The 24,336-nt window shown below is 67.7% G+C and carries 27 protein-coding genes and 1 other RNA gene; 10 read left to right on the top strand and 18 right to left on the bottom strand.

Translation table 11 applies throughout. The features are described from left to right. Positions 1-463 precede the first annotated feature (463 nt). Positions 464-1,384 carry a type I methionyl aminopeptidase gene (gene map / locus PROPJV5_RS07910; protein WP_182858639.1) on the top strand — a complete coding sequence of 307 codons (921 nt, stop codon included), beginning with the start codon at positions 464-466 and terminating at the stop codon, positions 1,382-1,384. A 51-nt stretch (positions 1,385-1,435) separates the two neighbouring features. Here the strand turns inward: map and PROPJV5_RS07905 are convergent, their stop codons facing one another. From PROPJV5_RS07905 to PROPJV5_RS07890, 5 genes are all read right to left on the bottom strand, one after another. Continuing rightward, positions 1,436-2,080, bottom strand: coding sequence for a hypothetical protein (locus PROPJV5_RS07905; RefSeq protein ID WP_147385402.1), 645 nt, complete (start codon positions 2,078-2,080; stop codon positions 1,436-1,438). 110 nt (positions 2,081-2,190) lie between these two features. After that, complete coding sequence (locus tag PROPJV5_RS07900; protein ID WP_182858638.1) at positions 2,191-2,406, bottom strand: hypothetical protein; 216 nt, start codon at positions 2,404-2,406, stop codon at positions 2,191-2,193. Between the two features lie 330 nt (positions 2,407-2,736). Beyond that, positions 2,737-2,898: a hypothetical protein gene (locus tag PROPJV5_RS12550; protein WP_182858637.1), complete on the bottom strand. Its 162-nt coding sequence runs from the start codon at positions 2,896-2,898 to the stop codon at positions 2,737-2,739. Positions 2,899-2,978: 80 nt separating this feature from the next. Beyond that, positions 2,979-3,369: RNase P RNA component class A (gene rnpB / locus PROPJV5_RS07895), an RNA gene on the bottom strand. Between the two features lie 69 nt (positions 3,370-3,438). Beyond that, entirely contained in the window at positions 3,439-4,182 is a 744-nt protein-coding gene (locus tag PROPJV5_RS07890; protein ID WP_119715799.1) for a zinc ribbon domain-containing protein, read from the bottom strand. Between the two features lie 155 nt (positions 4,183-4,337). Between PROPJV5_RS07890 and PROPJV5_RS07885 the strand changes: the two genes are divergently transcribed. Further along, positions 4,338-5,069: a 4'-phosphopantetheinyl transferase family protein gene (locus tag PROPJV5_RS07885; RefSeq protein WP_119715798.1), complete on the top strand. Its 732-nt coding sequence runs from the start codon at positions 4,338-4,340 to the stop codon at positions 5,067-5,069. A gap of 29 nt (positions 5,070-5,098) precedes the next feature. After that, positions 5,099-6,541 carry an aminopeptidase P family protein gene (locus PROPJV5_RS07880; RefSeq protein ID WP_119715797.1) on the top strand — a complete coding sequence of 481 codons (1,443 nt, stop codon included), beginning with the start codon at positions 5,099-5,101 and terminating at the stop codon, positions 6,539-6,541. Between the two features lie 41 nt (positions 6,542-6,582). Here PROPJV5_RS07880 and PROPJV5_RS07875 read toward each other — a convergent pair whose 3' ends face one another. The 6 genes from PROPJV5_RS07875 to PROPJV5_RS07850 all read right to left on the bottom strand — a co-directional run bounded on the left by PROPJV5_RS07875 (position 6,583) and on the right by PROPJV5_RS07850 (position 11,834). Beyond that, the gene (locus PROPJV5_RS07875; protein WP_119715796.1) at positions 6,583-7,143 is read right to left on the bottom strand and encodes an NTP pyrophosphohydrolase; all 561 of its coding nucleotides are present in this window, start codon (positions 7,141-7,143) and stop codon (positions 6,583-6,585) included. Between the two features lie 324 nt (positions 7,144-7,467). Further along, a complete protein-coding gene (locus tag PROPJV5_RS07870) occupies positions 7,468-8,082 on the bottom strand; it encodes an Imm5 family immunity protein (protein ID WP_182858636.1) in 615 nt (204 codons plus the stop codon). A gap of 355 nt (positions 8,083-8,437) precedes the next feature. Next, the gene (locus PROPJV5_RS07865; protein WP_147385401.1) at positions 8,438-9,040 is read right to left on the bottom strand and encodes a hypothetical protein; all 603 of its coding nucleotides are present in this window, start codon (positions 9,038-9,040) and stop codon (positions 8,438-8,440) included. Positions 9,041-9,280: 240 nt separating this feature from the next. Continuing rightward, the gene (locus PROPJV5_RS07860) at positions 9,281-10,072 is read right to left on the bottom strand and encodes a YflT domain-containing protein (protein ID WP_119715794.1); all 792 of its coding nucleotides are present in this window, start codon (positions 10,070-10,072) and stop codon (positions 9,281-9,283) included. 172 nt (positions 10,073-10,244) lie between these two features. After that, on the bottom strand, positions 10,245-11,108 hold the full coding sequence (locus PROPJV5_RS07855) for an HpcH/HpaI aldolase/citrate lyase family protein (RefSeq protein WP_119715793.1): 864 nt from the start codon (positions 11,106-11,108) through the stop codon (positions 10,245-10,247). Positions 11,109-11,213: 105 nt separating this feature from the next. Continuing rightward, positions 11,214-11,834, bottom strand: coding sequence for a TetR/AcrR family transcriptional regulator (locus tag PROPJV5_RS07850; protein ID WP_119715792.1), 621 nt, complete (start codon positions 11,832-11,834; stop codon positions 11,214-11,216). Positions 11,835-12,162: 328 nt separating this feature from the next. Here PROPJV5_RS07850 and PROPJV5_RS07845 point away from each other — a divergent pair, with 328 nt between their 5' ends. The 5 genes from PROPJV5_RS07845 to PROPJV5_RS07825 all read left to right on the top strand — a co-directional run bounded on the left by PROPJV5_RS07845 (position 12,163) and on the right by PROPJV5_RS07825 (position 16,689). Further along, positions 12,163-12,861: a DsbA family oxidoreductase gene (locus PROPJV5_RS07845; protein ID WP_119715791.1), complete on the top strand. Its 699-nt coding sequence runs from the start codon at positions 12,163-12,165 to the stop codon at positions 12,859-12,861. Next, positions 12,858-13,481, top strand: coding sequence for an MBL fold metallo-hydrolase (locus tag PROPJV5_RS07840; protein ID WP_119715790.1), 624 nt, complete (start codon positions 12,858-12,860; stop codon positions 13,479-13,481). The genes PROPJV5_RS07845 and PROPJV5_RS07840 overlap by 4 nt, the downstream gene beginning before the upstream one ends. Before the next feature lie 104 nt (positions 13,482-13,585). Next, positions 13,586-14,875, top strand: a complete 1,290-nt coding sequence (locus tag PROPJV5_RS07835; protein ID WP_338047470.1) for a magnesium transporter MgtE N-terminal domain-containing protein — start codon at positions 13,586-13,588, stop codon at positions 14,873-14,875. Further along, a complete protein-coding gene (locus PROPJV5_RS07830; RefSeq protein WP_119715789.1) occupies positions 14,875-15,420 on the top strand; it encodes a DUF1003 domain-containing protein in 546 nt (181 codons plus the stop codon). The genes PROPJV5_RS07835 and PROPJV5_RS07830 overlap by 1 nt, the downstream gene beginning before the upstream one ends. 111 nt (positions 15,421-15,531) lie before the next feature. Beyond that, entirely contained in the window at positions 15,532-16,689 is a 1,158-nt protein-coding gene (locus PROPJV5_RS07825; protein ID WP_119715788.1) for an Mrp/NBP35 family ATP-binding protein, read from the top strand. A gap of 25 nt (positions 16,690-16,714) precedes the next feature. Here PROPJV5_RS07825 and PROPJV5_RS07820 read toward each other — a convergent pair whose 3' ends face one another. Next, complete coding sequence (locus PROPJV5_RS07820) at positions 16,715-17,272, bottom strand: sec-independent translocase (RefSeq protein WP_239018435.1); 558 nt, start codon at positions 17,270-17,272, stop codon at positions 16,715-16,717. Positions 17,273-17,363: 91 nt separating this feature from the next. Next, a complete protein-coding gene (gene dapA / locus PROPJV5_RS07815; protein ID WP_119715786.1) occupies positions 17,364-18,245 on the bottom strand; it encodes a 4-hydroxy-tetrahydrodipicolinate synthase in 882 nt (293 codons plus the stop codon). Between the two features lie 69 nt (positions 18,246-18,314). On the opposite strand from dapA, the gene PROPJV5_RS07810 reads away from it, so the two are divergent. Further along, positions 18,315-18,983, top strand: a complete 669-nt coding sequence (locus PROPJV5_RS07810) for an O-methyltransferase (protein WP_239018430.1) — start codon at positions 18,315-18,317, stop codon at positions 18,981-18,983. 93 nt (positions 18,984-19,076) lie between these two features. On the opposite strand, the gene glgC is transcribed toward PROPJV5_RS07810, so the two are convergent. Continuing rightward, positions 19,077-20,321: a glucose-1-phosphate adenylyltransferase gene (gene glgC / locus PROPJV5_RS07805; protein WP_119715785.1), complete on the bottom strand. Its 1,245-nt coding sequence runs from the start codon at positions 20,319-20,321 to the stop codon at positions 19,077-19,079. 134 nt (positions 20,322-20,455) lie between these two features. On the opposite strand from glgC, the gene glgA reads away from it, so the two are divergent. Then, positions 20,456-21,655, top strand: a complete 1,200-nt coding sequence (glgA, locus tag PROPJV5_RS07800; protein WP_119715784.1) for a glycogen synthase — start codon at positions 20,456-20,458, stop codon at positions 21,653-21,655. 95 nt (positions 21,656-21,750) lie between these two features. Here the strand turns inward: glgA and PROPJV5_RS07795 are convergent, their stop codons facing one another. From PROPJV5_RS07795 to dapE, 4 genes are all read right to left on the bottom strand, one after another. After that, the gene (locus PROPJV5_RS07795) at positions 21,751-21,918 is read right to left on the bottom strand and encodes a DUF3117 domain-containing protein (protein ID WP_119715783.1); all 168 of its coding nucleotides are present in this window, start codon (positions 21,916-21,918) and stop codon (positions 21,751-21,753) included. Further along, positions 21,906-22,301 (bottom strand): DivIVA domain-containing protein, encoded by a 396-nt coding sequence (locus PROPJV5_RS07790; protein ID WP_119715782.1) that lies wholly within the window; start codon positions 22,299-22,301, stop codon positions 21,906-21,908. Before PROPJV5_RS07790 ends, PROPJV5_RS07795 begins: the two co-directional genes overlap by 13 nt. 86 nt (positions 22,302-22,387) lie before the next feature. Further along, positions 22,388-23,122 (bottom strand): TIGR00730 family Rossman fold protein, encoded by a 735-nt coding sequence (locus PROPJV5_RS07785; RefSeq protein ID WP_119715781.1) that lies wholly within the window; start codon positions 23,120-23,122, stop codon positions 22,388-22,390. Beyond that, positions 23,119-24,222, bottom strand: a complete 1,104-nt coding sequence (dapE, locus tag PROPJV5_RS07780; protein ID WP_119715780.1) for a succinyl-diaminopimelate desuccinylase — start codon at positions 24,220-24,222, stop codon at positions 23,119-23,121. The genes PROPJV5_RS07785 and dapE overlap by 4 nt, the downstream gene beginning before the upstream one ends. Between the last annotated feature and the right edge of the window lie 114 nt (positions 24,223-24,336).

Here is a 24,336-nt window from a genome sequence, read left to right as displayed (position 1 = left end):
TTCCACGCCATCGATGATCAGATCTACGTTGGCTGGGTGGCGGACATCGCCGTCGGCGCCCTGCTGTTCGAGGACGGTTTCACCGATCTGAGCACCTCGGCCCGCCAGACCCTCGAGTGCTACGCCTCCAGCGGCTACTACGACGGATACACGGGACAGAAGGACCTCGTCGACGAGGAGACCACCGTCGACGGGCACCAGGCCTGGCACATCCAGTCAGAGGTCTACGTGTCGATGAGTTCCCTGCCCCAGGTCAGGGGCGACGTCGTCGACATCTACGTCGTCGACGTCGGCTCGAACGACCACCTCGGCGTCTTCATCTCCAGCATCAACCTGGGCGATGCCGACCGGATGGCCAAGGCGCAGGAGTGCATGGACCAGATGAAGGTGGTCCCCTGAGCATTTTCGAGAACCACTCGCAATTCTGATGGGCGGGGCGCGGGCCGGGTCCTAGACTGTGCCCGTGACTGCCATGAAGCCTTACCCTCAGAGCCCGAAACGTTCCGTCCCCGCCGGCATCGCCCGCCCCCCCTATGTGGGGAAGATGGGGCCTGAGAACTATGAGGGCTCCGACATCCAGAGCGACGAGATCGTCGAGAGGATGCGCGTCGCGGGCCGGATCGCCGCCGACGCCATCCTCGTGGCGGCCAGCCAGATCGCACCCGGCGTCACGACCGATCATCTCGACGCCGTGGCCCATGAGTTCATGTGCGACCATCATGCGTGGCCGGCGAGCCTGGACTACCGGGGCTTCCCCAAGAGCATCTGCACGAGCGTCAACGAGGTCATCTGTCACGGCATCCCCGACACGCGGCCCCTCGAGGACGGCGACATCGTCAAGATCGACGTGACCGCCTATGCCGAGGGCGTGCACGGCGACAACTGCGCCACCTTCTACGTGGGTGAGGTGGACGAGGAGTCCAAGCGTCTCTCCGAGGTCACCAGGGAGGCGATGTATCGCGCGATCAAGGCCTGCAAGCCCGGCCGTTCGGTGTCGGTCATCGGCCGCGTCATCGAGAAGTACGCCAGGCGTTTCGGCTACGACGTGGTGCGCGAGTACACCGGGCACGGCGTGCACACGGCCTTCCACTCCGGCTTGATCATCTTCCACTACGACGAACCGCGTTACGACCGCACGATGGCGCCGGGCATGACGTTGACGATCGAGCCGATGCTGACCATCGGCAGCGCCCGCACCACGCAGTGGGACGACGGCTGGACCGTCCTGACCCAGGACGGCTCACGGTGCGCCCAGTTCGAACAGACCCTGGTGATCACCGAGCAGGGCGCCGAGGTCCTCACCCTGCCCAGCAGCGGCGAACCGATCCTCGGCGGTGACCCGGGCGCCATCGATCTGTCGGCCATCGAGCAGTCCGTCGCCTGACGCCAGGCCGGGCCGCGCGGGCTGCGGCCCGGCTGCTGGGCGGGTCATCGGTCAGTACGGGTTCTGGCTGCTTGGCAGCGGCGGCTCCTGTGTACCGCTGGGCCCCGCCACTGATGACCAGACGGGCTGGGGAAGGCCCTGCGCAGCAGGATCCCAGTCGCGCTGCCAGATGGGTTTCTCGGCACCGAAGAGTTGCCGGTCGATGCATCCGCCGACCACGGTCAGGGCGGGGCCCAGGGTCACGGCGTAGATGTTCAGGCCGTAGGGCAGGCCCGAGCGCATGAGATCGTCCGGGTTGAGCAGGGCCAGCACGAACATGCCCAGGCCGATGAGTCTGAAGACATGGCGCTTCGGTTCCTCCCAGATCTGGCGGGAGACATGCCTGGCCATCAGGGCCAGGGTCAGGGGGAAGAGACCGAAGGTGCGCATACCGGTCCACAGGGCTGCACCGAACAACTCCCCTGCCGACAGACGCGGGTCGAGACCGTCGAAGAAGGCACGCTGAAGAATCCACCCACTCCAGTCGCTGACGCCCCCAGCGGGGCTCCCCTCCTGGTAGCCGAGCGAGGAGGAGATCAGCGTGAAGAAGCACACGACGACGAGAACGACCCCCACCAGGAGGAAGGTCTTGACGGCCAACGAGACGAGATAGCCGGGCCTCAGCCCGTCCGTGCCGCTCGAATCCGCATCCGCCATGCCCTCCATGGTGCCACCGGGGTGGGCAGTGACAGTGCAGGTACCGAGCAGGCGGAACACCCGCATCGTGCGGGAGTCCGTGGTTCAGCCCTGCGGCATCCTGAGGTTTCTCACTTTCGCTCGGAGCTCGTCGGCAGCGCTTGGACGACCTCGATGTCGAACCCGTCCTCGGGCAATCCGGACAAATGGGCGACCGCCTCCCGGATGTCGTCGGCTGCCTGATCGATGCGACGCACCTGGGAGACGGCACCGAGCTCTGCGCACTCGATCACCCACCATGAACCATGACCGCGCTCAACAGTGACCGTGAATCTGCTGCGACTCATCACAACCATCTCTTCTCGTTGAACGGCACAAGGACGTCTGGCAGGCCCAGCAGTCAAGCTGACCGTCCTCACCTGCTGGCAGGCTGCCTGGCCGCCCGTCCTGTCAAAGACAACACGCCCTGCACGGCCCGACCTTGGGGCCTTAGTGCTCGTTCTTGAGCCAGTTGATCGCCGTCTGCCGCGACACCCCGGCGGCTCGCGCCACGGCAGCGACCGGAACGCCCGCCTCCGCGGCCGCCCGCATCTGTGCCCGCAGCTCTCTGACCCGTTCATCATGAACGGCCTTCGCCTCTGCGACCCGACCGGCGGCTTCCTGTACAGCCTGAACACTCACCTCGTACTCACCTGCCTGCGCGCACCACGTATGTCGGCCACGAGGCACACCACGAGTGCTGCGGTGGTGATGGCACGCGTCCACCACGCCGTGTCGTCGATCCACACCGCACAGGTGATCACCGCCATGGCCAGGGTTGCGGTCTGGAATCTCTTCATCAGCGGTCCTTTCACGCACCCATTCGGGACTGGCGAGGACTACTCCATGTGCACCAGCACGGCCAACTCTGCCACACGAGAGGACGAGCCGGCCTGTAAGCCGGGTTCTGTGACTGCGAACAGCCGACGGTCATCCATCTGTGAACGCCGTTGCCGGCGCCCTCCGCCCGCCGCTTCCGCAACGGGCGCGCGACCTACCCGCAGGCTCGGGCGGGCAGCCCTCGAACACCTGCGCGGATGCCGAGGCATCCTTCTTGGTCTTGCTCCGGGTGGGGTTTGCCCTGCCATCGCAGTCACCTGCGACGCGGTGGTCTCTTGCACCACCGTTTCACCCTTACCCGATCACTCGGGCGGTTTGTTTTCTGTGGCACTGTCCCGCGGGTCGCCCCGGGTGGATGTTGTCCACCACCCTGCCCTGTGGAGCCCGGACTTTCCTCGACGCCGAGACGCCGCGACCGTCCGGCCGACTCGTCCGTGGACAGCGTAGCGCGCCTCGCCGGCGCCCACGATGCGCGGAGGGCGGGGGTCGGTCGCCGGTTGTCACAGGCCCGACTCGTCGGTGCGCACGAGGATGCGGCCGCATTCCTCACACCGCACGACCGTGTTCGGTTGGGCCGCGGCGATGGCGTGCAGTTCGGCGGCGTCCAGCTCGAGGCCGCAGCCTCCGCAGCGCTTGGCACGCAGCTCGGCGGCACCGCTGGAGCCGGTGCGCTTGGCGACCTTGTCGTACAGTCCCAGCAGATCATCGGGCAGCGGCTTGCGGGTGAGGGCCAGTTCGTCCATGAGCTGCCTGCCCTGCTCGGTGATCTCGGTCTTCTTCTTCTCGCGGCTGGCCAGCAGCGCACGCATCCGGTTCTCGATCTCGGTGCGCTGGGCGGTCAGTTCGGTGTGCGCCGTCGTGGCGTCCTCGACGGCCTGCATGGCCTCGAGTTCGGTGTCCTCGAGGTCGTTGATGCGGCCACCGAGGTGCTCGATCTCGGCCAGCAGGGACTGCAGTGCCCGCTGGTCGGCGACCTCGCCGGAGTCGGCGCGCCTCTGGTTGCGGTCCTGGCGCGCCTTGGCGGCGTCGAGGTCACGGTCGATCCGGTCGAGTTCGGCCTGGGCGTCGCTGCGTCGGGTCTCCGCCTCGGTGATCTGCCCGGTCAGCGTGGCCCGTTCGGCCTGCAGCGCCTTGAGTTCCTCGTTCTCGGGAAGGTTCGCCGCCTGATGGCGAAGGCGCATGAGCTTCATGTCGAGGGCGGCGACGTCGAGCAGGCGACGCTGCGCGGCTGGATCAGCGAGCATGGGCCAAGCCTAGTCGGGGGCGCCGGCGATCGACCGGATAGGGCCGCCTGCGTGGACTTCCGCACCACCATCACTCGCGCCGAAGCGTCTTGGTCCATCGGTACGAACGATAGGCTGGCCGAACGTCGACCAGGGCGAAGCAGCGGGGAGCGATCATGTCTGACGTCGGACAGTGGCCGGACGACTCGTTCGGCGCGCTCACCTTGGCCCGGCCGCTGGCCGTCCTCACCTGGTCGCGGCCCCTGGCCCACTGGCGCCGCGACATCCCGCCGGACCTGCTCACCGCAGCCGATCACCAGCGCCTGGGGCGGCTACGCCGCGAGCAGGACCGTTCCCGGTACGCCACCGCCAGGGCCCTGCTGCACCGTGCCGGACTCATCGCCGCCGATCTCGGCCTGGCCCCGCCGGGAACCACGGTCCGGCTCCTCACAAGCGGGTCGGACCACGGCACCGGCCGCCCCGTGCCCGACCTGCCCGGCTGGCAGGTCTCGATCAGTCACGACAACACCGTGGTCGTCGTACTCTCCCAGGCCACGGTAGGCGTCGACACGCAGGGTCTGGGCAGCGCCGGAACCATCCGCGAACTGGACTCCGTGTTCACCGCCACCGAACGCGCATGGCTGGCCGCCCACCCCCGCGATGCGGACGCGCTGCGCCTGTGGACCGCGAAGGAGGCGCTGCTGAAGGCCCGCGGCACCGGCTTCCTGTCCGACCCGCGCCGGCCCGAGAACGACACCCTGCAGTGGCCCGGCGTGCAGCTGGCGCACTGGCGGCCCCTTCCCGACGCGGTCGCGGCGCTGGCGGTGCTCGACGACGAGCCCGTCGGCTGGCCGCGGGGATGGAGCGTCTTCGGAGGCCGAGACCCCGGAACCGCCCGCCCGGCCTAGTATCGACACGAGCCGGATGGGAGGCGCCCATGAGCGAGCAGGAACCACAGCAGCCCCGCAGCGGGCCGCGCTACTCGGACGCGTTCAAGGACTTCATCACCTCTGATTGGGCGCCCTACCCCACCGAGCCCCCGCCCCGGCTGCCGGCGGCCCCCAGCGCAGCGGCCCACCGCGCAGCCCTCGCCGCCCTGTTCCCCGGCGAGCGTCTGATCATCCCTGCCGGCGGGTACCGGCGGCGCAACAACGACTGCGACTTCCCCTACCGCCCGCACTCGGCCTTCGCGCATCTCAGCGGACTGGGTACCGACCGCGAACCCGACGCCGTCCTCGTCATCGAGCCCGACGGCGAGGGTGTCCTGCACTTCCACCCGCGTGCCCCGCGCACCGACCCGGAGTTCTACTCCGATGCCCGCTATGGCGAGATGTGGGTCGGCGCCCGCGAGTCGCTCGAGGAGATGTCGGCGATGTGCGGCATGCGGACCGCCGACATCGGCCGGCTGCCGGCGCTCATCGAGGGCGGCGGCGCCCCGCTACGCGTCATCCGCGAGGCGGACCGGGGCGTCACCGAGCTGGTCGACAGGGCCCGCGGCATGCGTGCTGCGGCCGACGGGGAGCTGCACACCGCCGCCGACGAGCTGCGCCTGGTCAAGGACGACTGGGAACTCGGCCAGCTGCGCGAGGCCTGCCGGGTCAGCGCCGAGGCCTTCACCGACGTCGTCGCCCACATGGACCGGGCCGTCGCCCACCGCCGCGGGGAACGGCTGCTCGAGGGGGTCTTCGGCATGCACGCGCGCACCGAGGGCAATGCCGTCGGCTACGACTCGATCGTCGCGGCCGGCGACCACGCCAACACCCTGCACTGGGTGCACAACGACGGCCCGGTGCGACCCGGCGACCTCGTCCTCATGGACGCCGGCATCGAGCTCGACTCTCTTTACACCGCCGACATCACCCGCACGATGCCGGTCACCGGTTCCTTCACCGACGCCCAGCGCCAGGTCCACGACACGGTCCGTGCCGCGCAGCAGGCCGGTATGGATGCGGCGCGGCCCGGGGCGGGGTTCCTCGACGTGCACCGGGCGGCGGTCCAGGTGCTCGCGCAGGCCTTCCACGACTGGGGCATCCTGCCGGTCTCGGTGGACGAGGCGCTGTCGACCGACGGCGGCCAGTGGCGCCGCTGGATGGTGCACGGCACGAGCCACCACCTGGGTCTCGACGTGCACGACTGCGCGCACGCCCGTGCCGAGCAGTACCGCCAGGGAACCCTGGCCGAGGGCATGGTCATCACCGTCGAACCGGGGATCTACTTCAAGTCCACCGACCTGCTCGTCCCCGAGCCGCTGCGCGGCATCGGGGTGCGCATCGAGGACGACATCGTCATCACCGCCGACGGCTGCTCGATCCTCAGCGACCAGCTGCCGAGGGACAGCGCCGGGGTCGAGGCGTGGATGGGATCGGTCCCCCGCGTCTGAGGAGGCGCCCCGTGCCGACCGGGAGGGACTGCGGCAGCGGGTCAGACGTCGATGGGGCGCAGTAGCTCGGGGCCGGGGAGTTGGTCGTTGACGATGTAGTCGCGGAAGACGGATGCCGCCTGCTCGCCGGTGAACACCTCCTCCGGGTGCAGCCGGATCTTGTACGGCTTGGCCGAGCCGTTGTCCCAGGCCAGGGGCACCCACCGGTTCGGATCCGCGCCAGGCTCACGCGCCAGCACGTAGTGGGTGTAGCCCCCGTCCGCGTCGGGGACCCGGGCCTCGATCGTCATGGCCCGATTAGACCCGGCCGCCTGCATGTACCGCATCTGCTCAGGATCATCATCTGGCAACTCATCGGGAGATCTCACCCCCTCGGGAAGGGGCTGAACCCCCAGAGCAAAATAGGCGCCTTCGGCACGGGTGTCCTTCCTGTCAGACAGCATCCAGAGTCCCGAGGCAAAGCGCGGCCCCCCAGTGAGGAAGGTCGGGGAAGTCAGCTGACGGGCGATGTCGTCGGCAATCACCTCAGGGGTCTGATGGGCCTTGAACTGTTCCAGATGACCCGACTGAGCGTCAACAACCCACGTGATGAAACGTCTCATGATTGCCTCCTTCCGTCGTTGGTGCATATGACCAGTACCGGCCGGACACGGAATGCACTTCAACCTCGGTGTTCTCGATGGCGTCTCAGTCCGGCAGCGCGACCCGGGCCGGGTTATCAGGTGAGACCAGATCATCGAACGGTTCCTGTCGCCCCATAGTGTACGCTGTAGGACTCGACCTCCGCACCCACCCATGACCCGCCTTCTGAATTATGGCCGCGGGCTGAGACAACTCTTACGAACTGGCGTTCTATGCCTGTTTTGGGGGTGCGTCGATGCGGAATGGATCGTACCGAAAATGTAGGGGAAAGGGCCGTTGGGGAGTTATCTCGCGAGGACTTGGGGGATGGCCTCATCCAGGTACCAGGCCCAGAACTCCCGGCGTGCCGCCACGTCGGTCTCCTCAATCGGCTGCCAGTTCGCAGCATTCGCCATCGCAATGGCGCAGCTGTAGCTTGCCTCGAGCGCATCAGGGAGTAGCTCGTCGTCGTCAAGCTCCGGATCCTCGATATCAAAACCAGGATTACGATAACAGGCGGATATCACCGTGTGCGAGGCGGCATCGGCGACGAAGGTAGCGGGCTCAACGACAGAATCGAACACAGAAACCCTGTCCAAGGTATCGATCAAAAAGCTACTCGCGCGTCGCTCTGCCTGCTCAGGATCCGCTCGTCGCTCGATGAGCTCTCGTGCGAGTGCAATCATCTCATTGATGCCAGCATCACCAGGGAATGCCCTGTCCCAGAGATGTTGAACGTGTTCGACACATTGAATTTCCAATTCAACGCGGTGTCGGTAGGTGATCTCATTGTCGTCGGGATCCTGCATCGCCATCCAGATGCGCCTGCGCGCACCAAGGGAGAGGATCGCTTTGTCACTGGAGGAGAGCTCGTTCTTACCAGCAGCAATCTCCCGGCCGACAGCATCCATGTCAATCATGGGAGTTCCCCTTCCTTGAGCGAGAGTGTTTGTGAGCGACAGGTCATTCCGCAGCACTCTTGGTCATCATGATTCAGTGACGGTACCGCTCGAGTGAAAGACCCAGGCGCTCCTTGGGTCAGTGCAGACCTTTTTGGCTCCTGCGCCCCCTGATAGCCGGCTCGAGGCTTCGTGGTAAAGCCGTCTGATACCACCCCTGCTGCTGTCCCCGGATGGCCCGGCTGGGATGCCGGACATGCCGGGGTGTGTCTGCCGTTGATTGCGGCGCCGTGCACAGCGCAGCACGTCAGCTCGCACCCGGGATGTGAGCACCCGGTGCGGGTGACGTTGTTCGGGGCGAGCGGGTTTGAAGGGTTCAGGAGTTCTTGGGCCAGGTGTCCAGGATGGTGGGGTAGGTGTCGGGAGTACCGTAGGTGAACACCGCACCGTTAGCGGTCGGGTAGGAGGCCGTGGCCAGGGCACCCGCCTGCGCCCAGTGGGGTGAGGAGGCCGGGAAGAACATCTTCCACCCCTGCGTATAGTCATACGGCTCAGGATGATCCTTGACAGGGTGATCTTCACGGGACAGGCCCCCGATCTCGGGATCCAGGATGTCCGCGCCCATGGCGACTAGGCGATCAGCCAGCGACTCATCACCGACGAGCAGATCAGCGAACTCACTACTATGGAACTCAAGCCTTACGCCGCCGGTGTCGGGCTGCCACCCGCCAATCCTCACCATGATGGAGGCGCCATCGGCGCGGTCCACATCACCGGAGAACAGTGAGAACCTGACGCCGGACAGGTCGGGTTTGATGTTGGCGTGCATGACGGCGAGGAACTCCTCCAGGGTGGTGATCTCGGGGTTCGCCGCGGCCTTCGCCTTGATCCTATTGGTTTGCCGCCAGGGGTCCAGGGTGGGGTGCAGGCCCCGCAACTGCTGGATCAGCTCCCAGGACCGCGCAGCCTCCTCCTCCATGCGCTCCTCCTGCCCCGGACGACGCATCCTGAACGACAACGTCCACTTCGCAACCACAGGCACCACCTCATTCCCCTCACAAGCAGGACCGATCAAACCTGCCGTCTACTACGACGCTGGACACAACAGCATCGACCCGCGCCTTGGCCATGGGAGTGCTCGGTGTTTTTCGGGAAGTACCACATTCCTCGCCGAGCCGAACAGGCCTAAGGCTACCCTGGATCCACGCCGAACGGTTTATCAGCCCTGGCCGCGATCAGTGGGGTCGAAGGCCTCTGCGTCGCCGACCTCACCGCCACGACCGGTCGCCTGGGGAGGCGTCTGGTTCGGGACGCCGGAGGGCCCGGCCGCCGCCGGATACCCGGGGACCGGCAGGTCAGACAGGTCACCCTGTGCCCCGCCCTGATCGTAGGGCTGTGGCTGGCCATGCACTGGCGGGCCGTACGCGGGTGGCTGCTGGCCGCCGACGGGATCGGTGGGGGCGGCGGGGGCCCCTGCGGGCTGGGCGGGGGGATCGTTGCGCACCGTGCGCACCGGCTGGCCGCCGGCCAGGAGCTGGCGGGCCTGGCCCGCCACCTGGCTCTCGCCGAGGACCTCGTAGCGGGTGGCGACGATCTGGGAGGCCGAGGTGAAGTCGCGCCGCCCGCCGGTCATCGCATAGCTGATCGCCGAGGTGATGACGTTGGCCAGGACGAAGACGACGATGGCGCCCAGGAAGATCAGCCCGAGACTCACATCGGGAATGAAGAAGTAGAACAGCAGGGCCGCCATGGCGCCCCAGACGAGCCCATTCATTGCGGCACTGGCGAGCACCCGGCCCCAGTTGAGGCCCCCCGTGATGCGTTCGACGCTCTTCAGATCGGTGCCGACGATCGACAGGAACTGCACCGGGAAGTTGCGGTCGGCCAGATAGTCGACGGCGTGCTGGGCGTCATCGTAGGAGTCGTAGATCGCGATGGACGCGGGGGAACGCAGCTGAAGGCGCGTATTGCCGCGACCGGGGACAGAAGCCGTGCCGCCCGTCAAGGTCATGGGTTCTCCTCGTATCACCGTGGTCCAGCCCCGCTCTTCCACGTGAGAGCGAAACCTAAGCCTGATTGACTCAAGTCTAGTCGGCATGCCTGGACGAAGCATTGCGCCGACTGTGAACCGCTTGTGTGCAGCATCCGAGTCGGAGGCCTTCCCGTGCTGCGCGGCGAACGGCTCAGCGACTCGCGATCGCCTCGTAGGCGTCGACGATGCGGCGCGCAGCCGCCACGTGCAGGTTCTCTATCATGCGCCCACGGAAGGTGACGACTCCGGAGCCGGCAGCGAGTGCCTCGTCGAAGGCGGCGATCAGCTCGCGGGCCTCGGCGACGGCGGCCTCATCCGGCGCCCAGACGTCGTTGGCGATGGCGACCTGGCCGGGGTGGATGAGCGTCTTGCCGTCGAACCCGAACTCCAGGCCCTGCCTGCACTCGGCCTCGAAGCCCCGCTCGTCGCGCACGTCGTTGTAGACGCCGTCGAGCACGACCCTGCCATGGGCGCGGGCCGCGGCCACGACGGTCTGCAGCGCGTGGACCAGCGGCGCGCGCCCGGGAACCCACGCCGCCCTCAGCTCGTTGACGAGGTCGTTCGTACCGAGTACGGCCACCTCGAGGCGTTCGGAGGAGCCGAGAATCTCGTCGGCGTCCAGGACGGCCCGCGGCGTCTCGATCATCGCCCACAGGCCGGTGCTCCCGGGCGCGCCGAGCCGGTCCATGGCTGCGATCAGTGATCGAACCTGCTCGGCGGAGTCCACCTTCGGCACGGCGATGGCGTCGGGGGCGGCGGCGCAGACGGCCGCCAGGTCGTCCTCGTGCCAGCGGGTACCCGGCGAGTTCACGCGCACGACCAGCTCGCGGTGACCGTACTGGCCGCTCCGCACGGCCTCGCAGGCCGCCTCGCGTGCCGCCGGCTTGGCGTCTGGCGCGACGGCGTCTTCGAGGTCCAGGATGACCGCGTCGCAGTCGATCGTCCTGGCCTTGGCCAGGGCACGGGCGTTGGACGCCGGCATGTACAGCACGGAGCGGCGAGGTCGGTAGCTCATGGCACAACGCTAACGCCCCGGCGCCCCGGATGCCCGACCCGGCCGTGGCCTTGGCCACCAAGCCCCGCGCAGGCATCGTCGTGCCGCCACCGGGCTCAGGCCCCGCTACCGGGTGCGGTCGCGCAGGCCCCACGCGCGCAGATGGTCCCGGATGAGCCGGTCGATCATCTCGCCCAGATCGAGGTCGGCGCCGCTGAGGCACCACTCGAACACGCACCCCTTCACGAGGGTGCAGATGTCGGCGGCAGCCTGGTGAACGTCCCGGACGCCCGGGAGAAGACCCGACGAGACCGCGACCGTGATCTCCTCCTCGCTCACCGCCATGACCGATCCGGGCGGGAATCTGCCGTCCGTCTGGCCGAAGGAGGCCGACAGTGCCGCGTTGTCCGTGGTGTAGAAGCTCTTCATGAAGTCCTCGCCCATGGCCACGTAGGCGGACATGAGGGACGAGTAGAGCTCGACGATCCGTCCCGCCGGGTCGTCCCGCGGCGTCCGCAGGTCCGTTGCGGGGAAGAAGCCGTCCCGCACGAAGAACATGAGGAGATCGTCCTTGTTCTCGAAGTGATGGTAGAAGGTTCCCGTGGACACGCCGGCCCGCTCGCACACATCCCTCACGCGCACCGCACCGGCGCCGCGCTCCTTGATGATCGCGACCGTCGCGTCCAGGATCACCTGTCGGCTGTCCCTCGTCTCGCCCCTTCTCGGTCTTCCCGGTGGACCGGCCATGTCTTCCATCCTCCGCACGCATCACGTCGGCACCGAGCGGGCACGGCCCGGAGAAACCCGTGCCGACGAGCCCGCCGACCGCTGAACTCACGTTCGTCCCGGCTCTCAGCGCCCTCACGCTACCAGCCCTTCGACGCACTCCCGTCCGGCCACCCTCACCGCCGGGTCCACCGATCCACCCTCGCAATGGCTTCACGGCGCCCCGGCGGACTGTCCTCGCAAGCACCCGGACGGCACCACGTTGCTCACACCCTCGATCGCAGGCCCGCACTGTTGTAATAATAGAACATGTTCTAATATTGATCCGACGCGAGACAAGGAGCACCGGATGAACATCACGTACTGGTCCGACTACGCCTGCCCCTACTGCTACATCGGCGAGACACGGCTGAAGAAGGCGATCGCCGAACTCCCGGCGGGCACCAGCATCGAGCTCGAGATGAAGTCCTTCCAGCTCGACCCCGCAGCGCCGCAGCGCTCCGCGGGAAGCACCCTGGACCGCTTCGCCGCCAAGTACGGGCTCAGCACCGAGGAGGCCGCGGCGAGGATCGAGGACATCTCGGAGTTGGGCAGGCAGGAGGGACTCGAGTTCAACTACGCGACGACCCTGTTCACGAACACCATGGACGCCCACCGGTTGACGAAGTACGCCACGACCAAGGGCGCCGACGTGGCCGAACGACTCTCGGAGGCCCTCTTCGAGGCCTACTTCTCGAAGAACCTCGAGCTCGCCGACCACGAGGTCCTCCTCGACGTGGCGCAGGCCGCAGGGCTCGACAGGCAGGAGACCGCCGCATTCCTCTCCTCCAGCCGCTACGAGGACGAGGTCCGACTCGACGAGAGGGAGGCGGCCCGGTACGGGGTCCACGCCGTGCCATTCTTCGTGATCGGCCGGTACGGCGTGCCCGGAGCGGTCCCCGCCGAGCAGCTGGAGTCCGTCCTCAGCAAGGCGCTGGAGGAGGAGCAGGCCGGGCCGGACGCGCCCGAGGGAGCATCCTGCGGCCCCGACGGGTGCCGGATCCGATGATCAGGACCATTTTCGTCACGGACGTCTTCACGACCAACTGCTACGTCAGCATCGACCCGGCCACCGGGCACGGCTTCCTGGTCGATCCCGGCGCGGAGGGGCGTCGCCTCGCCGAGACGATCCGCCGGAACGACTGGACGATCGAGTACGTGGTACTGACACACGGGCACTTCGACCACACCGGCGGGATCGAAGCACTCCTGGCCGAGATGCCCATACCGGTTCTGGCCTACCAGGGCGCCGAGAAGTACCTGACCGACACCCACATGAACCTTTCCGCGTACTGCGACAGGAACGTCGTGGTGCCCGGCCACAGGCCGCTCCACGACGGTGACCGGATCCGGCTCCAGGCCAACCCGGGGTTCTTCCTGGACGTCATCGGCGCCCCGGGGCACACCGAGGACTCGACGCTGTTCCTGAGCGGCGCCGACCGGGCCTGCTTCGTCGGTGACACGATCTTCAAGGGGAGCCTCGGCAACCCCGGATACCCGGGCGGGAACGCCGACCAGCTGCTGAGCACCATCGCGCAGAAGATCTTCACGCTGCCACCGGACACGGTGCTGTACTCGGGCCACTCCGAACCGACCACGGTCGAGGCGGAGGCGGCGAGGTATCGCTGAGGCCGCCGCGAAGGCTCCGATCCCTGAAGCGACAAGCCGGGTCCGTTCGGCGATCGCCGAGCGGACCCGGCTGATTTCGGGTCGTCAGCGGGTAATCTTCACCCGTGAGTCCTGTCGTCTCCTCGATCTTCCTGTCACGCCTGCAGGGCCTGCCGGTGCTGGATGCCTCGGGTGATCAGGTGGGCAAGGTCCGTGACTTCGTCACCCAGTTCCGTGCCCTCGGGCGTCTTCCCAGGGTCAAGGGGCTGGTCATCGAACTGCTCGCCGCACGCCGCATCTTCGTGCCGATGGCCCGCGTCCAATCGATCGACGCCGAACGCCTGTCATTGTCCGGCGTGATCGACGCCCGTCGTTTCCACCAGAGAGAGGGCGAGACCCTGGTCTTCGACGACCTCTTCGACCGCACGGTGGTGACCACCGACGGTAAGAAGGCGCTGATCTTCGATGTCGCCATGCAGGAGATGCGCAACCGGCAGTGGGAGATCACTCAGGCGGCGTTGCGTGAGACCACGACCAGACGATTCAGCTTCACATCCCGCAAGGGCACCCTCTTCCAGGTGCCGTGGGACGAGATCGCGCCATCACTGGCCGCCGACGACGAGGCGACCGACCGCAAGGTCGCCCAGCTGGCCGACATGCGTCCGGCCGACGTGGCCCGCGAGCTGCACGACATGTCCCCTGCCCAGCGCACCGACGTGGCCCGCGCGCTGGCCGACGAGCAGCTGGCCGATGCCTTCCAGGAGCTGCCGGAGGACGAGCAGGTCGCCCTGCTGAGCGCCCTGGAGGTCGAGCGGGCGGCGGACGTCCTCGAGGAGATGGATCCCGACGACGCCACCGACCTCATCAACGACCTGCCCGAGGAGTTCGCCGAGGACCTGCTGGCCCGCATGGAGCCGGAGGAGGCCGCCGACGTGCGCAACCTCATGCAGTACGAGGAACTCACGGCCGGCGGCATGATGACGCCCGAACCGGTGATCGTCGCCCCCGACGCAACGATCGCCCAGGCTCTGGCGCAGCTGCGCAACCCCGAGGTGACGCCCGCCGCGGCCTCGATGGTCTTCATCACCCGACCGCCGACGGACACCCCGTCGGGCCGCTACCTGGGCGCCGCCCACGTCCAGCGCCTGCTGCGCGAGCCGCCGAGCCTGATGGCCTCGACGGTGATCGACGACGCACTGCAGCCGTTGACGCCCGACGCCGACCTGAACAAGGTCTCCCGCTACTTCGCCACCTACAACCTGGTCATCGCGCCCGTCGTCAACACCGAACACCAGCTCATCGGCGCCGTCACCGTGGACGACGTGCTCGACCACATGCTGCCGGACGACTGGCGCGGCGACCAGATGGACGGGATCGAACCGGATGAACTGCCCAATGACCGGGAGGTGAGTTGATGGCCGACAGCCAGCGCCCCGAGGACCGCCTCAACACGCCCGGGGACCGCACGGGTTTCCACCGCCGGCGTCGCCTCCGGTTCAACGAGGAGACCTTCGGCCAGTTCGCCGAGTGGATCGCTCGATTCATGGGCAGCCCGCGGTTCCTGCTGTGGATGACCATCTTCGTCATCAGCTGGGTCGTCCTCAACCTGATCGGCCGGTGGCGCCACTGGGACCCCTACCCCTTCATCCTGCTCAACCTGGCCTTCAGCACGCAGGCCTCGTACTCGGCCCCGCTGATCCTGTTGGCCCAGAACCGCCAGGAGGCCCGTGACAAGGCCTCCCTCGACGACGACAGGCGCGTCAATGCCCAGTCACGAGCGGACATGGACTACCTGGCGCGCGAGATCGCCACGCTGCGCTCCAACGTCGGCGACATGGCGACCAGGGATTTCGTCCGCTCGGAGCTGCGCGATCAGCTGCGCGAGCTGTTGTTCGAGCTGGAGCACGGCAACAACTCCGAGGAGGACACCGAGGGGCCGGCCACCGAGAGCGGCCCGTAGGCCCCGCCTAAGTACCGGCCTGGGCGGGACCGCCCTCCGGAACCGCCCCCGGACGGGGAATTCTTCCACCGCATTTGAAACAAACCATGGAAGTGACGTAGACACATGCCTATGAGCGAAGCGCCGAACCCCATGCTGTCCCAGATCCGGGCGGCTCTCCACAACGTGCAGGATCCAGAGATCCGCCGCCCGATCGACGACCTCGGCATGGTCGAGGACGTCATCATCGGTGACGATGGTGTCGTCACCGTGAAGGTGCTGCTGACCGTACCGGGCTGTCCGCTGCACGCGACCATCCGGCAGGACGTCACGAGGGTCTTGTCCGCCGTTCGAGGCGTCACCGGCGTCGAGGTGGAGATGGGCGTCATGAACGACGAGCAGCGCGCGGCGATGCGCAAGTCCCTGCAGGGCGGCAAGGCGGAGAACGTCATACCCTTCTCCCAGCCCGGCAATCTCACCCGGGTCGTGGCCGTCGCCTCCGGCAAGGGCGGCGTCGGGAAGAGCTCCGTCACGGTCAACCTGGCCCTGGCCCTCGCCCAGCGCGGGCTGAAGGTGGGGCTGCTGGACGCCGACATCTACGGCCACTCGATTCCCGATCTGCTCGGCATCGGTGAGGCCCGGCCCACCGTCGTGGACGAGATGATCCTGCCCGTCCCGGTCTCTGGCATCAACGTGATCTCGATGGGCATGCTCAAGCAGTCCCGCGACCAGGTCATCGCCTGGCGCGGCCCCATCCTCGACCGCGCCATCACCCAGCTGCTGTCCGACGTCTTCTGGGGCGACCTGGACTATCTGCTCATCGACCTGCCCCCGGGCACGGGTGACGTCGCGCTGGCGGTCGGCCAGAAGATCCCGAACTCCGACGTGCTCGTGGTGACCACTCCCCAGTCGAACGTCTCCGAGGTCTCCGAGCGGGCCGGCACGATGGCCGAGATGCTGCACCAGCACGTGCTCGGCGTCGTCGAGAACATGAGCTACTACGACGTCGAGTGCCCGCACTGCCACGAGCACCACAAGGTTGAGCTCTTCGGGGCCGGCGGGGGCCAGGCCACCGCCGACGCACTGTCCGAGCGCTGCAACCGCAAGATCAACCTGCTGGTGCAGATCCCGGTCGACCCGCGGGTCAGCGCAGGCGGCGAGACGGGCAGCCCGATCGTCCTCACCGACGAGAACAGCCCGACGACGCAGGCCATCCAGACGTTGGCGGCCATCGTCACCTCGCACCGCAAGGGCCTCAAGGGCAAGGCGCTGAACCTCTCGGTGAGTTGAGGACCCGCCCCGGGCGGGCGATCCCTCAGGTCGCGTCGAGGTCGAAGCAGAGGCCGTAGCGCGCCTTCATGGCGTTCACCGCGGCATCCAGTGCCGTCGCCGTCGCCTGACCGGCTGCCGCACTCGTCACCGGCGAGGCGGCCTGCGGCCGGGCCGGTGAGGACCCGTCCCGTGCACCGTGGGCGGCCCGCGCCTGGCCGGCGCTCGGTTTCTTGGGGGCCGCGTCGCGGACGGCCTGGTTCACGGTGCTCGTCGCGCCGGCCGCGGCACTCGTCGCCGAGGTCATCTCGCGTTTGACGTCGTTGAGGTCGTTCTTGACGCCGTCGAGGTCGGCCTGGATGTCGTCGAGCAGGTGCTTCTGGACGAAGTTCTTGGGGTTCAGGTCGTCAAGCGTCAAGTCCTGGTACTCGGGGCCGAGCTCGTCCTTGAGCTGCTGGGTGGCGCCGTTGGCGATGTTCCGCACGTAGAAGACCACCCGCGCCGCCTTGCGGCTGAACTCGGGGATGCGCTCGGGCCCGAAGAAGATCACGGCGAGCACAACGAGGATGAGGAACTCGCTGGCATTGATGCCGAGGAAACTCATGGGGACCACGCCCCAAGGTTAGCCGCCCCGGAGAAACACGGGGCCCGGGCGGGAAGCGGGACTGCGCCCGCCCCTCACCCGGGCCGACGGCTCACAGATCGGCCGCGTCGAGGAGCCCGAAGAAGACCTCGGCCAGTTCGGCCGGGGCGCTCTGCAGCGGTGGCCGGCAGGCGCCGACGTCGAGGCCCTGGTGGGCCAGGCCGGCCTTGACCATCATGCAGCCCTGGGTGGCGAAGACGCCGGTGAAGATGGGCAGCAGCGCGCGGTGCAGGCGCAGCGCCTCGGCCACGTCGCCTCGGCAGAAGGCGTCGATCATCTCATGGGTGCGCCGCCCGGTGAAGTGGGTGCTCGTACCGATCACCCCTGCGCCGCCGATCGCCATGAGGGGCAGGGTGATGGCGTCGTCACCCGAGTAGTAGGTCAGGTCGGTCTCGGCCATGACACGGGACGAGGCGTCGAGATTCTTCTTCGCGTCCTTGACGGCGCGGATCCTCGGGTGCTTCGCCAGCGTGAGCAGTGACTCGGTCTCGATCGGACGCCCGGTCCGGTGCGGGATGTCGTAGAGGATGACCGGCAGGCTCGTGGCGTCGGCGATGGCCACGAAGTGGTCGATGATCATCTCCTGCGGGGGCAGGGAGTAGTAGGGCGTGACGGCCAGCAGGCCATCGGCGCCGGCCTGCTCGGCCTGACGGGCGAGCTCGACGCTCACGGCCGTGTCGTTCGTGCCGACCCCGGCGACCAGTTTGGCGCGGTCACCGACCTCCGCCTTGACCGCCGCGAGCAGGTCGAACTTCTCCTGGGCGGTGGTCGTGGGGGCCTCGCCGGTTGTGCCGGAGATGACCAGGGCGTCGTTGCTCATGTCGTCGACAAGATGAGCCGCGAGCACCTTGGCCTTGTCAAGGTCGAGCTTCCTCTCGCCGTCGAAGGGTGTGACCATCGCTGTCAACAGTCGCCCGAAAATCGGTTCGCTCATCGTTGTCGCCTTTCATCCGTGCGATATGCCTCAACCCATGGTAGAGACCCGGGCGGCTAGGCTGTGCACGTGTCAACCTCTTCGAGCAGCAAGAATCCCACCCAGGACGGGCTGAACCCCCGTTCCCTGTCCTACGCCGATGATTTCATCCCCGCCGTCGAGTCGGTTCGCACCGCCCGCGAGCAGGCTGTCCTGGAGGGCGCACCGGCACTCAGCAGCGGGACGTGTGCCACCCTGACGATGCTGGCCAAGGCGGTCGACGCGCAGGCCGTCGTCGAGATCGGCACGAGCACCGGCGCATCGGGGCTGGCCTTCTTCGCCGGCATGAACGAGCACGGTGTCCTCACCTCGATCGACGTGCAGACCCAGTGGCAGGTGGAGGCCCGCCGTGCCTTCACGGCCGAGAAGATCCCCACGCGCCGTTTCCGTCTCATCCCCGGCAGCCCGCTGGACGTGCTGAACAACCTGCGCGACGGCGCCTACGACATCGTCTTCGTCAACGGCGACAAGCTCGAGTACGCCGAGTACCTCGACCAGGCCCTGCGCCTGCTCCGGCCCGGCGGCATGGTCATCCTCAATGAGGTGCTCTGGCAGAACAAGGTCGCCGACCCCTCCAACGAGGAGGACGAGGCCCTCATCATCCGCGAGACGCTCGCGGCCGTCCTCGAGAGCGAGACCCTCACCAGCGCGATGCTGCCCGTGGGCGAGGGCCTGCTCGTGGGGATCAAGACCCGCTGAGACCGCGGCGCCGGAGGCGGAGCCACCTTACAAGGGAGAGGAGGGCCCGGGGTGATCCCCGGGCCCTCCTCCTGTCACGGTTCTGGCCGGTGCTCAGGAGTCGGCGCGGAAGGCCGTCTCCTTGGTCACGGTGAATCCCTTGGGCACGACGGTGACGCCTCCCGCCGAGACCGTCAGGCCACGGGCCTCGTCATCCTCCCGGTCCAGCCCGACATGCGTCCCGGGCGGCAGGATGGCCCCCTTGTCGAGGATCGTGTTGCGCACGATGCACTGCTCCCCCACCTGGACCCCGTCCATGAGGACGCAGCGGTCCAGCGAGGCGCCCTTCTCGACACGGACCTTCGGGCAGAGCACCGAATGATCGACGTCACCGCCGGAGATGACGCAGCCCGCGGACACCAGCGAGGACTCGGCCGTGCCGTGCAGGGTGAACTTGGCGCCCGGCGCCTGGATCGAGTCCGCCCAGATGGGCCACTGCTCGTTGTACAGGTTGAACTGCGGCACGACCGAGACGAGGTCCATGTGCGCGGCGTGGAAGGCGTCGATGGTGCCGACGTCGCGCCAGTAGTCCTTGTCCTGCTCGGTGGCACCTGGCACGACGTTGTCCTTGAAGTCGTAGACCCCGCACTCACCGGCGTCGACGAAGGCGGGGACGATGTCGCCGCCCATGTCGTGCTTGGAATCGGAGTTGACGCCGTCGGCCTCGAGCATCTCGACGAACGCCTTACGGCTGAAGATGTAGTTGCCCATCGAGGCCAGGACCTCGTCGGGCGAGTCGGGCAGGCCGGGCGGGTCCTTGGGCTTCTCGAGGAAGCCCTTGATCCGGTGGTCGCTGTCTGAGTCGATGACGCCGAAGGACGAGGCCTCCGAACGCGGCACCCGAATTCCGGCCACCGTGGCGGCCAGGCCGGAGTCGATGTGGGCCTCGAGCATCTGCATGACGTCCATGCGGTAGATGTTGTCGGCCCCGAAGACGACGATGTAGTCGGGGTCGGCGTCGTTGATGAGGTTCATCGACTGGTAGATCGCGTCAGCGCTCCCCTGGTACCAGTGGGGGCCGCGGCGCTGCTGAGCCGGCACTGGCGTGACGTAGTTACCGAGCATCGTCGACATGCGCCACTTGACCGAGATGTGACGGTCGAGCGAGTGCGACTTGTACTGGGTCAGGACGGCGATCTTCAGCAGGTTGGAGTTCGCCAGGTTGGACAGGACGAGATCGATGAGACGGTACGAGCCGGCGAAGGGAACGGCGGGTTTTGCCCTGTCAGCAGTGAGGGGCATGAGCCGCTTGCCCTCGCCGCCCGCCAGCACGAGGGAGAGAACGCTGGGTGTAGCCATGACCTCAACCTACGGCCCGGAACGGTTCTGCGACAAGGCGGGCACCCGATCTTGCGTGCAGTGGTCGAGAGTTGGGAAGCGAAAACTCACCGACCGCCTGGGCCGGCGACGCCGAGCTGTGAAACGATCGGGTCATGCATGCATCCATCCTTACTCGCGAATACCCCCCGTCCGTCTACGGCGGCGCGGGCGTCCACGTGGCCCAGCTGGTGCCGCGCCTGCGCGACCTCATCAACGTCGATGTGCAGTGCATGGGCGAGCCCCGCGACGGCGCGGTCGCCCATGCCGAGGACTTCCCGCCCGAGGCCAACGCGGCCCTGCGAGTGCTCGGCGCGGACCTGTCGATGGTATCGGCACTGCCCGAGGAGACCGACCTGGTTCACTCGCACACCTGGTACGCCAACATGGCCGGCCACCTGGGTGGGCTGTTCAAGTCGATACCCCACGTCGTCACCGCCCACTCCCTGGAGCCCCTGCGCCCCTGGAAGCGGGAGCAGCTCGGTGGCGGCTACGAACTGTCCAGCTGGGCGGAGCGGACCGCCTACGAGGGCGCCTCGGCGATCATCGGGGTGAGCACCGCCATGGCCGGCGACATCCTGCGGTGCTACCCGGAACTCGATCCCGACAAGGTGCACGTCGTGCGCAACGGTGTCGACGTCACGGAGTTCTACCCCACCGACGACCACGACTTCTGCGACCGGATCGGCATGGACGTGTCCCGCCCATCGGTGGTCTTCGTGGGACGCATCACGCGCCAGAAGGGGCTCGTGCACCTGGTGCGCGCGGCCCGCGAACTCACCCCCGGCACGCAGATCGTCCTGCTGGCCAGCTCGCCCGACACGCCCGAGATCGCCGCCGAGTTCGGCGAGAGCCTCGACGCGCTCAAGAAGGTGCACGGCGATGACGTCATCTGGGTGCAGGAGATGGCCCCGCGTGAGGGAGTCCGCCAGGTCTACTCGCATGCGACGCTCTTCGCCTGCCCCTCGATCTACGAGCCGCTGGGCATCGTCAACCTGGAGGCCATGGCCTGCGAGGCGGCCGTCGTGGCATCGGCGGTCGGCGGTATTCCCGAGGTCGTCGACGACGACACGACCGGGACACTGGTCTCCTACGACCCCGACCAGGCGAAGGACGCGGAGTACGTGGCCGATTTCGAGCACCGCTTCGCCGTCGCTATGAATGACATGGTCGGCAATCCCGACAAGGTCGAGGTCTTCGGCAAGGCCGGCCGCCAACGCTGCATCGACCATTTCAGCTGGGAGGCCATCGCCGCCCAGACCGTTGACGTCTACAAGGCCGCCGCAGAATACCACGACGCGCACCGCGCCCACTGACCCCGCGATCGCTGCCCACGAATCGGGCCCGGCACCATCGTTGTGCCGGGCCCGATTTCTGGCTTGTTCTTCTTCGTGTGTCCTGTTCCCGGACGTCAGCTGACGACGCCCTTGAGGCATCCGAGGAGTTCGGCTGCTTCCTCCGCGTTGAGTTCGACGACCAAGCGGCCACCACCGTCAACCGGAACGCGCATCACGATGCCGCGGCCCTCTTTCGTGACCTCCATCGGGCCATCGCCAGTACGTGGCTTCATTGCTGCCATTGGTTCCTCGCTTCTGGGTTGTCCTGCACGCCACCAGCCGTGCTCGTGCCCCCATTATCCCCCATGGATCGGGTGGAAATCGAACCTGTTGTCCGCGGGGCGTCGGGTACAGGCCACTGGGTCGAGGGCGCAGCGGTGTCCCCGGTGGCAGCCAGCTGCTCGACGAGACGGGCGAGCACGGCATCGACCTGCTCCATGTCGTACCCGCGCGTGACAACGGCGAACCTCACGGCGTCGAGGTCCTCGGCACGTACCGGACCGTCGGGCAGGTCGGGGCCGGGGCGGTCCGGCAGCTGCGGTCCGAGCTGACCGAGACGGCCGCGCGAGGACCACAGCCCGAGCACGATGATGACGACGACGAGGATTCCCAGAGCCCAGACCATGCGCCCATCCTAGGGACGGCGCGCAACCGGCACGGCCGGGCCCGCGGGAGGGCCACGGCGGGCCGGGCGGGCTGCGCGGCGGGCACTCAGATCTGTGCCGTGACGACGCGTACCGCCTCATCCGGGTCGTCGGTGACGTGGAAGATGTCGACGTCTACCGGGCTGATGTAGCCGCCGTCGATGACGTTGGTCCGCAGCCAGGTGACCAGGCCCTCCCAGTACGCGGAGCCGAACAGGACGACCGGGAAGTTCGTCACCTTGCGGGTCTGGATGAGGGTGAGTGCCTCGAACAGTTCGTCGAAGGTGCCGAAACCTCCGGGCATGGCGATGAATCCCTGCGCGTACTTGAGGAACATCACCTTTCGGGCGAAGAAGTACCGGAAGTTGACCCCCAGGTTCACGTACTGGTTCATGGCCTGTTCGAAGGGCAGTTCGATACCCAGACCGACCGAGCACCCGCCGGCCTCGTGGGCCCCCCTGTTGGCGGCCTCCATGATGCCGGGACCGCCGCCCGTGATGACGGCCAGCCCCCTGCTCACGAGCTCCCTGGCCATGTACTCCGCCTGCGCGTACTCGGGGGTGTCCTCGCCGGCGCGGGCCGAACCGAACATCGAGACGGCCGGGCCGAGTTCGTCGAGCGCACCGAAACCCTCGACGAACTCGGCCTGGATGCGCAGCACCCGCCAGGGATCGTCGTTCTTCTGGCCATGCCGGGTGTCGAGCAGGCGCTGGTCGGTGGTGGGTCCCATGGCCTGGCCACCGCGGCGGATGACTGGGCCGGACGTCATCTGCGGGGACGACGGGTGGGGCTGGTTTGTCATGAGCGCTCCTCGGGGGTGAGCCAGGTGATGAGGGCGTCCCTCGTGGCGTCGAGGTCGTCGAGCGGGCAGCACTCATCGTCGGCGTGGGCCTTGCCGGCGTCGGCCGGGCCGTAGTTGACGGCCGGCACGCCGAGGGCCGAGAAACGGGCCACATCGGTCCAGCCGTACTTGGGTCGGGGCTCGCCGCCGACGGCCGCGCAGAACTCCCGAGCCGCTGGGCGGTCGAGGCCCGGGCGTGCCCCGGGCGACAGGTCGAGCACCTCGAAGTCGACGCCGGGACGTTCGAAGGCCCGGCGCATGGCCGCTATGGCGTCGTCGGCCGCCAGGTCGGGCGCGAAGCGGTAGTTGACGTACAGCTCGGCGGTGTCGGGGATGACATTGCCGGCGACGCCTCCGCTGACGATCGTGGCGTTCAGGCCCTCCCTGAAGACGAGGCCCTCGACCTCGACGGCCTCGCGCACCGGGTATGCACGGATGGTCTCCAGCAGATCGGTGAGCTCGTGAATGGCGTTGTGGCCGAGCCAGCTTCGGGCCGAGTGGGCGGCGGTGCCGTGGGTGGTCAGCCTGAACCGGGTGGTGCCCTGGCAGCCGCCCTCGATACGGGCGCCGGTTGGTTCCATGAGGACGGCGAAGTCCCCGGCGAGCCAGTCCGGGTGGGTCTGGGCGACTCGGCCCAGACCATTCGCCGTGGCCTCGATCTCCTCGCACTCGTAGAAGACCCAGGTGACATCGTGCACCGGGGTCGTGAGGGCGTGCGCCAGGTGCAGGGCCACGGCGACACCACCCTTCATGTCGGCGGTGCCGCGTCCGACGAGGAATGCCCGCCCGTCGCGCTCCTCCAGGCGGCTGGGCAGGTTACCGGCCACCGGAACGGTGTCGAGGTGTCCGGCGATGATGACGCGCTGACTGCGGCCCAGGTCGGTGCGGGCCACGATGGTGTTTCCCTGGCGCAGCACCTCGAGGTGCGGGCAGCCGCTCAGGGCCTGCTCGACCAGATCGGCCAGGTGGTGCTCCCGGCCGCTGACGGATTCGACGTCGACGATCTGGCGGAACAGGGCATGAAGGTCAGTGAGGGCGAGCTCCTCCTTGTACGCGGTCATGAGCTGAAGCCTAGCCATGATCGCCCCCGATGCGCCCGGTGATCATCACGGCGGCGCCGAATCCCGGCCGGGCCGCTCAATCCTCACATCACCCGGGCCACCTGTCATGCCGGG

The organism is Propionibacterium ruminifibrarum (assembly GCF_900289195.1).
GTDB lineage: Bacteria > Actinomycetota > Actinomycetes > Propionibacteriales > Propionibacteriaceae > Propionibacterium > Propionibacterium ruminifibrarum.
This window is presented reverse-complemented; position numbering and strand designations above follow the sequence as displayed.

What these genes read in the sequence shown, in the direction of transcription:
- PROPJV5_RS07790 (WP_119715782.1), bottom strand. Translation starts at nt 22,301, where the DNA reads ATGGTCTGGGCTCTGGGAATCCTCGTCGTCGTCATCATCGTGCTCGGG.
- PROPJV5_RS07855 (WP_119715793.1), bottom strand. Translation starts at nt 11,108, where the DNA reads ATGAGCTACCGACCTCGCCGCTCCGTGCTGTACATGCCGGCGTCCAAC.
- PROPJV5_RS07840 (WP_119715790.1), top strand. Translation starts at nt 12,858, where the DNA reads ATGATCAGGACCATTTTCGTCACGGACGTCTTCACGACCAACTGCTAC.
- PROPJV5_RS07905 (WP_147385402.1), bottom strand. Translation starts at nt 2,080, where the DNA reads ATGGCGGATGCGGATTCGAGCGGCACGGACGGGCTGAGGCCCGGCTAT.
- PROPJV5_RS07825 (WP_119715788.1), top strand. Translation starts at nt 15,532, where the DNA reads ATGAGCGAAGCGCCGAACCCCATGCTGTCCCAGATCCGGGCGGCTCTC.
- PROPJV5_RS07820 (WP_239018435.1), bottom strand. Translation starts at nt 17,272, where the DNA reads ATGAGTTTCCTCGGCATCAATGCCAGCGAGTTCCTCATCCTCGTTGTG.
- PROPJV5_RS07830 (WP_119715789.1), top strand. Translation starts at nt 14,875, where the DNA reads ATGGCCGACAGCCAGCGCCCCGAGGACCGCCTCAACACGCCCGGGGAC.
- PROPJV5_RS07865 (WP_147385401.1), bottom strand. Translation starts at nt 9,040, where the DNA reads ATGGAGGAGGAGGCTGCGCGGTCCTGGGAGCTGATCCAGCAGTTGCGG.
- dapE (WP_119715780.1), bottom strand. Translation starts at nt 24,222, where the DNA reads ATGACCGCGTACAAGGAGGAGCTCGCCCTCACTGACCTTCATGCCCTG.
- PROPJV5_RS12550 (WP_182858637.1), bottom strand. Translation starts at nt 2,898, where the DNA reads ATGAAGAGATTCCAGACCGCAACCCTGGCCATGGCGGTGATCACCTGT.
- dapA (WP_119715786.1), bottom strand. Translation starts at nt 18,245, where the DNA reads ATGAGCGAACCGATTTTCGGGCGACTGTTGACAGCGATGGTCACACCC.
- PROPJV5_RS07900 (WP_182858638.1), bottom strand. Translation starts at nt 2,406, where the DNA reads ATGAGTCGCAGCAGATTCACGGTCACTGTTGAGCGCGGTCATGGTTCA.
- PROPJV5_RS07890 (WP_119715799.1), bottom strand. Translation starts at nt 4,182, where the DNA reads ATGCTCGCTGATCCAGCCGCGCAGCGTCGCCTGCTCGACGTCGCCGCC.
- PROPJV5_RS07850 (WP_119715792.1), bottom strand. Translation starts at nt 11,834, where the DNA reads ATGGCCGGTCCACCGGGAAGACCGAGAAGGGGCGAGACGAGGGACAGC.
- glgC (WP_119715785.1), bottom strand. Translation starts at nt 20,321, where the DNA reads ATGGCTACACCCAGCGTTCTCTCCCTCGTGCTGGCGGGCGGCGAGGGC.
- PROPJV5_RS07880 (WP_119715797.1), top strand. Translation starts at nt 5,099, where the DNA reads ATGAGCGAGCAGGAACCACAGCAGCCCCGCAGCGGGCCGCGCTACTCG.
- PROPJV5_RS07885 (WP_119715798.1), top strand. Translation starts at nt 4,338, where the DNA reads ATGTCTGACGTCGGACAGTGGCCGGACGACTCGTTCGGCGCGCTCACC.
- glgA (WP_119715784.1), top strand. Translation starts at nt 20,456, where the DNA reads ATGCATGCATCCATCCTTACTCGCGAATACCCCCCGTCCGTCTACGGC.
- PROPJV5_RS07785 (WP_119715781.1), bottom strand. Translation starts at nt 23,122, where the DNA reads ATGACAAACCAGCCCCACCCGTCGTCCCCGCAGATGACGTCCGGCCCA.
- PROPJV5_RS07795 (WP_119715783.1), bottom strand. Translation starts at nt 21,918, where the DNA reads ATGGCAGCAATGAAGCCACGTACTGGCGATGGCCCGATGGAGGTCACG.
- PROPJV5_RS07845 (WP_119715791.1), top strand. Translation starts at nt 12,163, where the DNA reads ATGAACATCACGTACTGGTCCGACTACGCCTGCCCCTACTGCTACATC.
- PROPJV5_RS07875 (WP_119715796.1), bottom strand. Translation starts at nt 7,143, where the DNA reads ATGAGACGTTTCATCACGTGGGTTGTTGACGCTCAGTCGGGTCATCTG.
- PROPJV5_RS07870 (WP_182858636.1), bottom strand. Translation starts at nt 8,082, where the DNA reads ATGATTGACATGGATGCTGTCGGCCGGGAGATTGCTGCTGGTAAGAAC.
- PROPJV5_RS07860 (WP_119715794.1), bottom strand. Translation starts at nt 10,072, where the DNA reads ATGACCTTGACGGGCGGCACGGCTTCTGTCCCCGGTCGCGGCAATACG.